Origin of the sequence: Saccharopolyspora oryzae, from assembly GCF_027853915.1 — a bacterium.
In the GTDB taxonomy this organism is placed as follows: Bacteria; Actinomycetota; Actinomycetes; order Mycobacteriales; family Pseudonocardiaceae; genus Saccharopolyspora; species Saccharopolyspora oryzae.
Map to the genome: position 1 here is coordinate 25916 of NZ_JAQGLA010000074.1, position 11452 is coordinate 37367.

Below are 11452 nucleotides of genomic sequence, written 5' to 3' on the forward strand. Positions count from 1 at the left end.
GCGCCCCCGTTCGACTGGTCCTCGTCGGTCTTCGAACGGAAGAGTTCACCTTGTCGGATCAACTGCTCGACGCGCCCGCGCGCGTCCGGACCTCGTTCCTGTCCGGTCCTTTCCTCGTCCTGCTGGCTTCCGCGCTGTGGGGAACCACCGGTACCGCGGCCAGCTTCGCCCCCGCTGACGCCAGTCCGCTGTCGATCGGGGCCGCCACCATGGGTTTCGGCGGCCTGCTGCTGCTCGCGATCGCGGGCCGCTCCGCGTTCGACGTGCTGCGGTCCGGGCAGCTCGGCCTGCTGGTCGTGGGCGCGCTGGCGGTGGCGGTGTACCCGCTGGCGTTCTACTCGTCGATGGCGCTGGCCGGGGTCGCCGTCGGCACCGTGGTCACGCTCGGTTCGGCGCCGGTGTTCGCCGCGATCTTGGAGCGGGTCGCGGACGGCGTCCGGCTGGACGGCCGGTGGGCGCTGTCCGCCGGACTGTCTGTGCTCGGTCTGCTGCTGATCACCGGCGGCTGGACCGGTGCCGGTGCGAGCACCGTGCTCGGCGCGCTGCTCGGTCTGCTCGGTAGCGCTTCCTACGTCGTCTACTCGTGGTCGGCGGCCCGGATGATGCGTCGCGGGCACGGGTCGCGCGCGGTGATGGGCGCGATGTTCGGCTCCGGTTCGCTGGTCCTGCTCCCGGTGCTCGCGTTCACCGGTGGGCCGCTGCTGAGCTCGCCGTCCGGGCTGGTCGTGGCGGGGTACCTGGCGGTGATCCCGATGGGGCTGGCCTACGTGCTGTTCGGTGCCGGGTTGCGCCGCACGTCCACCAGCGTGGCGACGACGTTGAGCCTGCTGGAGCCGGTGGTCGCCGCCGTCCTGGGCGTTCTCGTAGTCGGTGAGCGGTTGGGAGCCGGTGCGTGGTGCGGCATCGGGCTGATCGGCATCGGTTTGGTGCTGGTCAGCACGCGTCGCTGAGACCTGTGCACAGCTGTGGATAACTTTGCGCCGCAGCGCCCGCAGATGCCGGTGTTTTCCCTGGTCACACCCCTGTGGACAAAGTTGTCCACAGGGGTGTGGAAAACTACCCGGAGAAGATGAACACGCCTTCATGAGCGGTTCACGCACGTCTCAGCGGGACGTTCGATCGTGGACACCATGAACGGCGACCAGGACACCGAGCGGGTCCGCACCGACTACGCCACGAGTCCGGTGCGCACCACCCGCGAGATGTCCGAACCGCACCGCGAGCGCGGTTGGGCCATCGCGATCACCGCGGGCGCGCTGCTCCTGTTCGGGGTGGCGGCGGCGCTCACCGCACCGGACACCACCGAGCCCGGGGAGCTGGGCCGGACCGGGCTGATCACCGTCCTGGTGTTCGTCGCGGCGGTGCTCGGCTGGACGAGCAACCGCCTGGACGACACCTTCGTCGCACTCGCGGCGGCTGCCGCGCTGGTCGTGCTGGGTGCGCTGGACGCGGAGCAGCTGTTCGCGTCGCTCGGCGACGACCAGATCTGGTTGCTGGTGGCGGCGTTCGTGCTGGCCGCCGGGATCAACCGCACCGGGCTGCCCGCGCGGCTGGCCGTCGCGCTGGTCGGTCAGGCCCGGTCGGCCCGCGGCCTGTTCCACCTGATCACGCTCGGCCTGCTGGCCACAGCTCTGCTGGTGCCCAGCACCAGCGGTCGCGCGGCGCTGGTGGTGCCCTTCTACTGCGCACTGGCCGGCGCGTTCGCGGCACGGCCTCGGCTGGTGCGGGCGCTGGCCCTGCTGTTCCCGGCGGTGGTGCTGCTGTCGGCGGTCGCGACGCTGGTCGGAGCCGGTGCGCACCTGATCACCAGCCAGATCTTGGACGCCGCGATCGGCTCCGGAATCGGGTTCGGGCAGTGGCTGCTGTGGGGGCTGCCGTTCGCCGCGGTCAGCTCGCACCTGGCCGCCGAGCTGGTGCTGGTGCTGTTCACGACCCGCGCGGACCGCCGCGAGCAGCTGCGGATCGACGCCGCTGACCTGCGGGAGAAGCTGGACGTGCCGGTGCAGGTGCAGCGCGCCGAGATCCGGGCCATCGCCGTGCTCGGTTCCGTGGTGATGCTCTGGAGCACCGAGGCGCTGCACGGCCTGTCCCCTGCGCTGATCGCGCTGGGCGGCGCGCTGCTGATCACCTCGCCGCGCTTCGGCACCGTGCGGATCGGCGCGGCCATCGGCGAAATCCCCTGGTCGCTGCTGCTGTTCATGGCCGCGACCGCCGCCCTCGGCTCCGCCCTGACCTCGTCCGGCGCCGCTAGCTGGATCGCCTCGGAGGTCCTCTCCGGCGACGACGCGCTGACCCTGCTGATCGCGGTCGTCGCGCTCAGCACCGCCGCGCACCTGCTGGTGCAGTCGCGTTCCGCGCGGTCCTCGGTGCTCATCCCGCTGGTGGTGCCCGCCGCGATCGCCGTCGGCGCGAACCCGGTCGCGCTGGCGTTCGCCTCAACCGCCGCGGCCGGTTTCTGCCACACCCTGCCGTCCTCGGCCAAGCCGGTGGCCATGTTCGCCCGGCTCGACCAGGTCCCCACCTACGAGCCGCGCGACCTGCGCAAGCTCTCCGCGCTGCTCGGTCCCGCGCTCGCCGCTCTCGTCGTCCTGTTCGCCCTGTTCGGCTGGCCGCTGCTCGGCCTGCCGCTCGTCTGACCGTCCACAGTGGAGGAGATTGTCATGCTGCGCTTCGCCGTCGCCCCGAGCGGTTTCAAGGAGTGCCTGGCCGCCGACGCGGTCGCCGCCGGCATCCGCACCGGCATCCGCCGGGTGGTCCCGGGCGCGATCGTCGACACCATCCCGCTGATCGACGGCGGCGAGGGGTCGGCGAGCCTGCTGGCCCGGTCCACCGGCGGCGAGCTGGTGCCGGTCACCGTCACCGGGCCGGTCGGTGCACCGGTGACGGCGCACTACGCGCTGCTCGACGAGCGCACCGCGTTCGTGGAAATGGCTGCTGCCGCGGGGCTTTCGCTGGTGCCGTCGGATCAGCGCGACCCCGGCGCCACGACCAGCCGCGGTGTCGGCGAGCTGATCGCCGCTGCGCTGGACGCCGGCGTGGAGAAGATCATCGTCGGCTGCGGCGACTCCGGCACCTGCGACGGCGGATCGGGTGCGCTGCAGGCCCTGGGCGCGCGGGTGCTCGACGTCGACGGGGCGGAGATCGGCGGCGGTGGCGCTGAACTGCTGCGCGCCCGGCGGATCGACGTCGGCGAGCTGGACCCGCGACTGTCCGAAGTGGAGTTAGTGGTCGCGGTGAACCCCGAGAACGCGCTGTGCGGGCCGAACGGCGTCGCCCGCCGCTACGGACCGCAGAAGGGAGCTTCGCCGGAGCGGGTCGAGCAGCTGGCCGCCGCCATGCAGATCTGGGCCGACCTGCTGCGCAAGCACAGCGGGATCCACTGCGCCGAACTGCCCGGCGGCGGTGCCTCGGGCGGCCTGGCGGCGGGTCTGGCCGGTGTGCTCGGCGCGCAGCTGCAGTCCCGGTTCGACGTGTTCCTCGAGAGCGCGGACCTCGACCGCCGGTTGCGCGAAGCGGACCTGGTGATCACCGCCGAAGGTGCCATCGACGCGTCCACCGCGCTGGGCAAGATCCCGACCGAGGTGGCCCGACGCGCGAAGCTGCACAGCCGTCCGGTGATCGCCCTGTGCGGCACCATCGGCCCCGGCGCGGACACCAGCTACGACCACGGGATCGACGCCATCACCGGCATCCTGACCGGCCCGGTGGACCTCGCGGACGCGATCACCCGAGCCCCGGACCTCATCGCCGACGCCACGGCCCGAACCCTCCGGATGCTCCTCCTCGGCACCACCCTCCGAGCAGCCTGACACTCCACAAAGGACCAATCCCCCGGCGCGTCATGCGCGCCCGACACACCGGAGGTACGCAAATTCAATGGAAATCGGACCTCCAATTTCCATTGAATTTGCGGAAGTCACCCCCAGGAACCGGATCCACGTTAGCCCGGCAGGGGGACGGGGAACCGCAGTTTCAATTGAAACTGCGGTCACCCCTGCCTGCGATCTGCAGTTTCGATGAACCTTTTTCATCCTGCCCAGACTGTGACCGTGAGGCACGTCCGGCACCGGGCGGTGAGGGTCGCATGCGCCGCCAGGCGCATAACCCACCCTCGCAGCTTGCACCGCCGCGGGTTCTCAGCGTTCGCCTGGCGAGGACGGCCCGACTGCCGTGTATTGGCATACATCAAGTCGGGCACCCGCAGACCAGGCGGGCGCTGAGGTTCCGCTACCCGCACCACCACGCAAAACGAGCCTGGAAAACCCTCAATTCTGCGGTCAGCGGCCGGCCGCGTAGCCCTGGGCGCCTCGGGCGTTGGCGGCGGCTCGGAGGAGGCCGGTTTCCGGGTCCCGGGAGACCGCCGAGAGGCGGCCGAGGGCCCAGGGGCCCGCGTCGAGGACGTCGTGGCCGCGGCGGGCGAGCTCGGCCAGTGTTTCGGCGCCGAGGCGGGACTCCGCCACCACTCGGCCCGGTTCCCAGGCGCGCGGGTAGAACGAGCCCGGGAACGCCCCGGTGTGCCAGGCCGGGGCGTCGATCGCCTCCTGCAAGTTCAGCCCGCCGTGGACGTGGGCCAGCCAGAAGCACAGCTGCCACTGGTCCTGCTGGTCACCGCCCGGCGTGCCGAAGGCCAGCGCCGGCACGCCGCCGCGCAGCGCGAGGGACGGGCTCAGCGTGATCCGGGGGCGCTTGCCCGGGGCCAGCGAGTTCGGCAGGCCCTCGTCGAGCCAGAACATCTGCGCCCGGCTGCCCAGGCAGAAGCCCAGTTCCGGGATGGTCGGCGAGGACTGCAGCCAGCCGCCGGACGGGGTCGCCGAGACCATGTTCCCCCAGCGGTCCGCGACGTCGATGTGCACCGTGTCGCCGCGGGCCTCCCCGGTCGGCGACACCGTGGGCTCGCCGATCCCGACCCCGCTGGGGTCCTTCTGCCCGTCCACGCCGCGGTTCTCCGCGACGTGCGCGGCCAGCACCGCCTGCCGACCGCCGGGCGAACCGGGGCGCAGCTCCAGCGACGCCCGGTCGCCGATCAGCCCGCGGCGCTCGGCGGCGTACTCGCGGGACACCAGGTCGGCGAGCACGCCGGGGTCGGCGGAATCCCCGTACCAGGCCTCGCGATCGGCGAACGCGAGCTTGGCCGCCTCGACCGAGAGGTGCACGGTGTCGGCATCGGCGAGGCCGTCGACGTAGTTGATCCGGTCGGTGAAGCCCTCCAGCAGGCGCAGCTGCTCCGCGAGCGCCGGGCCCTGCGACCAGATGCCGAACTTCGCCAGCGTCCAGCCGCCGGGCAGGTCGACGGTCAGCGGCGTCTCGTAGGTCGCCTCGAACTCGGCCATGTCCTGCGCGGTGAGCACCCCGGCGTGGTCGCGCCCGGAGTTGTCCCGGTGCGGGATCCGCGCGAACTTCTCCACCGCCTCGGCGACGAAGCCCTGCGACCAGGCACGACGGGCGGCGTCGATCTGCGCCTCGCGGTCACCGCCGGCCGCTTCGGCCTCGGCCAGCAGCCGTTCCCAGGTGCCGGCCAGCGCCGGGTTCTTGAGGATGCTGCCGGGCGCGGGCGCGGCGCCGCCGGTCAGCCACAGGTCCGCCGAGGTCTGCCAGTGCTCCCGGAACATGTCCCGGACGGTGTCGATCGTGGTGGTGATCCGCTCCACGATCGGATAACCGCCGCGCGCGTAGCCGATCGCGTACTTCAGCACCTCGCGCAGCGTCTTGGTGCCGTGGTCGCGCAGCAGCAGGAGCCAGCCGTCCCACGCGCCGGGCACGGTCGTGGCCAGCAGACCGGTGCCGGGCACCAGGTCCAGGCCCAGCCCGCGGTAGTGCTCGGCGGTCGCCCCGGCGGGCGCCGGGCCCTGACCGGCGAGAGCGCGCGGGCGCGGGTCGTCGGCGGTGGCGAACAGCGCGGGGACCTCCCCGCCCGGTCCGTTGAGGTGCGGTTCGACCACCTGCAGCACGAAGCCGGCGGCGACCGCGGCGTCGAAGGCGTTGCCGTCGTCCTCCAGCACCGCCATGCCCGCTGCGGAGGCGAGCCAGTGCGTGGAGGCGACCATCCCGTGCGTGCCGGCGAGTTCCGGGCGAGTTGTGAACACGTCGAACACCATAAGGTGGCGTCACCCGGTTGATCGATAGTCGAAGTAGCGAAAAGTGCTCAGCCGACCGGCGTGCGGCCGACTCCCCGCCAGCTCAGGCCCGCCCGGCGCAGGACGTCCGGGTCCAGGTGGTTGCGGGTGTCCACGACGACCGGGCCGTCGAGCTCCTGCGCCACCCGGGTCCAGTCCAGCGTCCGGAACTCCTGCCACTCGGTCAGCAGCACGAGCGCCGCCGCGCCCTTCGCGGCCTGGTACGGGTCGTCGACCAGCGTCAGCCCCGACGGCAGCTCCGCCTCGTCACCGCGCAGCCCCGGGTCGAAGGCGACCAGTTCCGCGCCCCGCGCCGCCAGCAGCCGCGCCACCTCGAGCGCGGGCGAGTCGCGCAGGTCGTCGGTGCCCGCCTTGAACGTCAGGCCCAGCAGGCCGATCCGGACGCCGACCGGCGAACCGCCGCAGGCCTCGACGACCTTGTCGACCATCCGCTCGCGCTGCCGCTCGTTGGACGAGATGGTCGCCTGCAGCAGCGGGAAGTCGAACGACACGGCATCCGCGACCTGCAGCAACGCCGCGGTGTCCTTCGGCAGGCAGGACCCGCCCCAACCCGGGCCGGGCTGCAGGAACGCCTGGCCGATGCGCCGGTCGTAGCCCATCCCCTCGGTCACGTCGGTGATGTCGGCGCCCAGCCGCTCGCACAGCTCGGCGATCGCGTTGACGTAGGACAGCTTGGTCGCCAGGAAGCAGTTCGCCGCGTACTTCACCATCTCCGCGCTGGCCGCGTCGGTGAGCACCGTCGGCGCGCCGAGCCGCGCGTACAGCGCAGCCACCCGCTCCGCCGCGTCCTGGGTGTCCGAGCCGACGACGATCCGGTCCGGGTTCAGGAAGTCGTGCACCGCCGACCCCTCGCGCAGGAACTCCGGGTTGCTCACCACCGCGACGTCGGGGCGCCCGACCAGCTCGCGCAGCCGCGCGGACGTGCCCACCGGGACCGTCGACTTCGTGACCAGCACGCATCCGGCGGGCAGCACCTCGCGGACCTCGCGCGCCACCGACTCCACCACCGCCAGATCGGCCCCGCCGCCGGAACCCATCGGCGTCGGCACGCACAGGAAGACCACCTCGGCGTCGGCCACCGCGCCCGCCGAACCCAGCACGAACTCCAGCCGACCGGCCGCGATGCCCTCCTGCACCAGCTCGGCCAGCCCCGGCTCGTGGATCCGGACCTCGCCGCGGGACAGCTGCGCGACCTTCTCGGCGTTGATGTCGCTGCACACCACGCGGTGGCCCAGCGACGCGAGGCACGCGCCGGTCGTCAGCCCCACGTAACCGGTACCGACGACGACGATCCGACGTGCGAACACCAGTCCCCACACCCCTTCAAGCGAGCGGCCGAACAGCCGCTGATCCCCCCTTCGAGAATCGTGGCACATCGCCCGAGCAGAGGAACTGACTTGGGCAAACGTTCACGCGCCGTACGTCTGGCGTGACTCGCGTGTGACGGGCCGTTTAGGGTCCTCGGCGTGGAACAGCGACGTCTGGGCGAATCCGGTCTGGTGGTCAGCGCGGTCGGTCTCGGGTGCAACAACCTGGGCCGCCCGGGAACGGCGACCGAATCCCTCGCCGGCGCGCGAGCCGTGGTGGACACCGCGCTCGACGCCGGCATCACCTTCTTCGACGTGGCCGACGTGTACGGCTCGCCGCGCGGGCGCAGCGAGGAGCTGCTCGGGCAGGCGTTGTCCGGCCGCCGCGAGCAGGCGGTCATCGCGACCAAGTTCGGCATGGACATGCAGGGCGGCAACGGCCCGGACTTCACCGCGCGCGGCTCGCGCCGGTACGTGCGCCGCGCGGTGGAGTCCTCGCTGCGGCGGCTGGGCACCGACTGGATCGACCTGTACCAGCTGCACCGGCCGGACCGGCTGACGCCGATGGAGGAGACCCTCTCGGTGCTCGACGACCTGGTCCGCGAGGGCAAGGTCCGCTACGTCGGGCACTGCAACCTGGCCGGCTGGCAGCTCGCCGACGCGTCCTGGCTGGCTTCCTCGGCCGCGCAGACCGGACCGGTGTCCACTCAGAACCACTACTCGCTGCTGGCCCGGGAGGCCGAGCGCGAGATCATCCCGGCCTGCAAGCGGTTCGGGGTCGGGCTGATCCCCTACTTCCCGCTGGCCAACGGCCTGCTGACCGGCAAGTACCGGAAGGACCAGGAGCCGCCGGCGGGCAGCCGTCTGGCGAACCGCAACCAGATGCTGATGGACGCGCCGTGGGAGCGCATCGAGCAGCTGCGGACCTTCGCCGAGCAGCGCGGCATCCCGATGACGTCGGTCGCGGTCGGCTGGCTGGCCGCGCAGCCGGTGGTCGGCTCGGTGATCAGCGGCGCGACGACCCCGGAGCAGGTCCAGGCAAACGCGGTCGCGGGCCAGTGGCGCCCGACGGCGGACGATCTCGAAGCCCTCAACGCCATCTGCCCACCCCTCTGACCCTCCGCCCCCAGGGCTCCGCACCGGTGATCCGCACCGGTGATCCGCACCGGTGATCCGCAAATTCAATGGAATTTGGATGTCCGATTTCCATTGAATTTGCGGGAGTTCTCCACAGCCGGGACGACTTGTCCACAGGTGTCGGCGTGTCGGGGGCCAGGGGTCCCGACACGCCGGGTCCTGACACGCCGTGGGACCACAGTTTCAATTGAAACTGCAGATCCCACCCACGGCCGGCCGCAGTTTCAATTGAAACTGTGGTTCTGCGCCTTCGGCGTGTCGGGACCAGGGGCACCGGGGAAGGTGCGAGCCCTTGAAGTCGGACGTGCGATTTCTAGGGAAGTTGCGGTGGAACAGTGAGCTCGGTCACGTTGGGTGATGAGGTTTTCGCTCGGACGGATGGCAGATCTCCCCTGGTGGCAGACGCGGCGGGGACGGTGAGCGGACCACGCTCTTCGCATGGAGCTCATCGGGTTCGCCGCACTGTTCATCGGCCTCGCGCTGCTGGCCGCGCTGCCCCTGGTCGCGCTGCTCTCGCTGGTGGAGACGACATCGAAGCGGGAGGTGCAACGCCATCGGTGACCGCCGCTTCTCGCCCTGCCCGTTCCGCGTTCGATGCTGGGCAAGTGCGTTCCCAGGTGTTAGACATGCCCGGGTAGCGCAAACGGACGCAAAGGAACGAGCAGATGCAGATCACCGACACCGCGGCGATCGTCACCGGCGGGGCTTCCGGCCTTGGCGCGGCCACCGCCAGAGCACTCGCCGGGCGTGGCGCTCAGGTGTTCGCGGTGGACTTGCCGGAGGCCGTCGGCAAGGCGCCGGTGGTCGACGGCGTCACCTACGCGGCGGCCGACGTCACCGACGCTGAGCAGGTGCAGACCGCGGTGCAGCAGGCCGCGGGCGCCGGGAATCCGCTGCGGATCGTGGTGAACTGCGCGGGCATCGGCCCGTCGGCGCGCATCGTCGGCCGGCAGGGCGCGCACGACCTCGACCTGTTCCGCAAGGTCGTCGAGGTCAACCTGGTCGGCACCTTCAACGTGCTGCGCCTGGCCGCGGCGGCGATCCGCGAGACCGAGGCCGACCAGCAGGGCCAGCGCGGCGTCGTGATCAACACGGCCTCCGTCGCGGCCTTCGACGGGCAGATCGGCCAGGCCGCTTACGCGGCGTCCAAGGGCGGCGTGGCGAGCCTGACGCTGCCGGCCGCCCGCGACCTGTCCTCCGCCGGGATCCGGGTCATGACCATCGCACCGGGCATCATCGACACCCCGATGCTGGCGACCGTGAGCGAGGAGTACCGCCAGGGCCTGGCCGACGGCGTCCCGTTCCCGAAGCGCTTGGGCGCCCCCGAGGACTACGCCCAGCTCGCGGTGAACATCGTCGAGCACGACTACCTCAACGGCGAGGTCATCCGCATGGACGGCGCCCTCCGCATGGCCCCTCGCTGAGTTCCACCCCCGTGAGCACTTTCCGGGGCCATGGCACCAGAAAGTGCTCACGGGTTCGGTTCGGCGCAAGATGGGCTCCGCGATCGAACCGCGGAAGGAGCTCGCGATGGGTCAGGTCATGAAGGCCGTCCAGTACCAGCAGGTCGGGTCGAGTCCCGTGGTGGTCGAGGTGCCCAAGCCCGAACCCGGTCCCGGCCAGGTGCTGCTGAAGGTGACCGCGGCCGGCATGTGCCACTCCGACATCGGCGTGATGAGCTGGCCCGCCGACAAGCTGCCGTTCGAGCTGCCGCTCACGCTCGGGCACGAAGGCGTCGGCACCGTCGCCGGGCTCGGCGCGGGCGTGCGCGGGGTGTCCGAGGGCGAGTCCGTCGCGGTGTACGGGCCGTGGGGTTGCGGCGTGTGCCGGAACTGCGCGCAGGGCAAGGAGAACTACTGCACCCGCGCCGGCGAGCTGGGCATCCGGCCGCCGGGGCTCGGCGCACCGGGCGCGATGGCCGAGTACATGCTGGTCGACGACGTGCGGCACCTGATCCCGCTGGACGGCCTGGACCCGACGCAGGCCGCACCGCTGACCGACGCCGGGCTGACCCCGTACCACGCGATCAAGCGCTCGATGCCGAAGCTGGTCGGCGGCAGCACCGCGGTCGTCATCGGCGCGGGCGGGCTCGGGCACCTCGCGGTGCAGATCCTGCGCGCCACCACCGGGGCCCGGGTGATCGCGCTCGACGTGGCCGACGACAAGCTGGAACTGGCCCGGGCGGTGGGCGCGCACGACGTGGCCCGCTCCGACGAGGCGGCACCGGCGCGCATCCGGCAGCTCACCGGCGGGTTGGGCGCGGACGTGGTGCTGGACTTCGTGGGGATCGCGCCCACGGTGAAGATCGCCGCGCAGTCGGTGGCGATCGAAGGCGACATCACCATCGTCGGGATCGCCGGAGCTCCGCTGCCGGTCGGTTTCGGCCTGCTGCCGCACGAGGTCTCGGTGGCCGCGCCGTACTGGGGCAGCCGCGCCGAGCTGATCGAGGTGCTGGACCTGGCCCGCTCCGGAGCGCTGCGCGCGCACGTGGAGACCTTCGGTCTGGACGAAACCCCGCAGGTCTACGAGCGGTTCCACGCGGGCGAGATCACCGGCCGCGCAGTCATCGTCCCGTAGCTCCCGGCGACTTCCCGCGAGCTTCGGGTCCTCAGAGGTCTTCGGCGAAGGGGATTTGCTTGACCTCGTCGGAAGTCATCCAGCGGCGGATGATCCAGGTGGCTCGGACGTCGTCCTCGTTGTAGTGGAGGATGCGGTCGCGCTGGGTCGGATCCGGAATCCCGCCGCCGAGGCCGACCGCGTCGCGGTACCAGCGCATCGAGTTCTCGCCGCTGGCTTCGGCGTCGCGCCAGGTGAACCCGGCGCTCGGCGCGATCACCTTCAGCCCCTTGCCGTTCGGGCACAGGAACTGCTCGC

10 protein-coding genes are annotated in these 11452 nt (G+C 71.7%); 7 read left to right on the forward strand and 3 right to left on the reverse strand.

The features are described from left to right. Positions 1 to 50 precede the first annotated feature (50 nt). The 3 genes from OU415_RS30140 (at position 51) to OU415_RS30150 (ending at position 3809) form a co-directional block, all read left to right on the forward strand. Positions 51 to 950, forward strand: a complete 900-nt coding sequence (locus tag OU415_RS30140) for a DMT family transporter (protein WP_270952775.1) — start codon at positions 51 to 53, stop codon at positions 948 to 950. 180 nt (positions 951 to 1130) lie between these two features. After that, positions 1131 to 2636 (forward strand): SLC13 family permease, encoded by a 1506-nt coding sequence (locus tag OU415_RS30145; protein ID WP_270952776.1) that lies wholly within the window; start codon positions 1131 to 1133, stop codon positions 2634 to 2636. Positions 2637 to 2660: 24 nt separating this feature from the next. Next, positions 2661 to 3809, forward strand: coding sequence for a glycerate kinase family protein (locus tag OU415_RS30150; RefSeq protein WP_270952777.1), 1149 nt, complete (start codon positions 2661 to 2663; stop codon positions 3807 to 3809). Positions 3810 to 4277: 468 nt separating this feature from the next. On the opposite strand, the gene OU415_RS30155 is transcribed toward OU415_RS30150, so the two are convergent. Next, the gene (locus OU415_RS30155) at positions 4278 to 6095 is read right to left on the reverse strand and encodes a gamma-glutamyltransferase family protein (RefSeq protein WP_270952778.1); all 1818 of its coding nucleotides are present in this window, start codon (positions 6093 to 6095) and stop codon (positions 4278 to 4280) included. Between the two features lie 47 nt (positions 6096 to 6142). Then, entirely contained in the window at positions 6143 to 7441 is a 1299-nt protein-coding gene (locus tag OU415_RS30160) for a UDP-glucose dehydrogenase family protein (RefSeq protein WP_270952779.1), read from the reverse strand. Positions 7442 to 7600: 159 nt separating this feature from the next. Here OU415_RS30160 and OU415_RS30165 point away from each other — a divergent pair, with 159 nt between their 5' ends. The 4 genes from OU415_RS30165 to OU415_RS30180 all read left to right on the forward strand — a co-directional run bounded on the left by OU415_RS30165 (position 7601) and on the right by OU415_RS30180 (position 11155). Further along, positions 7601 to 8557 carry an aldo/keto reductase gene (locus tag OU415_RS30165; protein WP_270952780.1) on the forward strand — a complete coding sequence of 319 codons (957 nt, stop codon included), beginning with the start codon at positions 7601 to 7603 and terminating at the stop codon, positions 8555 to 8557. Positions 8558 to 9016: 459 nt separating this feature from the next. Further along, positions 9017 to 9139, forward strand: a complete 123-nt coding sequence (locus OU415_RS30170) for a hypothetical protein (protein ID WP_270952781.1) — start codon at positions 9017 to 9019, stop codon at positions 9137 to 9139. 104 nt (positions 9140 to 9243) lie between these two features. Further along, the gene (locus tag OU415_RS30175; protein ID WP_270952782.1) at positions 9244 to 10002 is read left to right on the forward strand and encodes an SDR family NAD(P)-dependent oxidoreductase; all 759 of its coding nucleotides are present in this window, start codon (positions 9244 to 9246) and stop codon (positions 10000 to 10002) included. Positions 10003 to 10108: 106 nt separating this feature from the next. Continuing rightward, complete coding sequence (locus OU415_RS30180) at positions 10109 to 11155, forward strand: NAD(P)-dependent alcohol dehydrogenase (RefSeq protein WP_333779019.1); 1047 nt, start codon at positions 10109 to 10111, stop codon at positions 11153 to 11155. 31 nt (positions 11156 to 11186) lie between these two features. Here the strand turns inward: OU415_RS30180 and OU415_RS30185 are convergent. Next, positions 11187 to 11452, reverse strand: a 266-nt coding sequence (locus OU415_RS30185; protein WP_270952783.1) for a ribonuclease H-like domain-containing protein, incomplete at its 5' end; no start/stop codon positions are given.

Bases quoted from the DNA above. Each gene is read 5' to 3' on its own strand.
- OU415_RS30145 (WP_270952776.1), top strand. From the start codon at position 1,131: ATGAACGGCGACCAGGACACCGAGCGGGTCCGCACCGACTACGCCACG.
- OU415_RS30180 (WP_333779019.1), top strand. From the start codon at position 10,109: ATGGGTCAGGTCATGAAGGCCGTCCAGTACCAGCAGGTCGGGTCGAGT.
- OU415_RS30175 (WP_270952782.1), top strand. From the start codon at position 9,244: ATGCAGATCACCGACACCGCGGCGATCGTCACCGGCGGGGCTTCCGGC.
- OU415_RS30150 (WP_270952777.1), top strand. From the start codon at position 2,661: ATGCTGCGCTTCGCCGTCGCCCCGAGCGGTTTCAAGGAGTGCCTGGCC.
- OU415_RS30170 (WP_270952781.1), top strand. From the start codon at position 9,017: ATGGAGCTCATCGGGTTCGCCGCACTGTTCATCGGCCTCGCGCTGCTG.
- OU415_RS30155 (WP_270952778.1), bottom strand. From the start codon at position 6,095: ATGGTGTTCGACGTGTTCACAACTCGCCCGGAACTCGCCGGCACGCAC.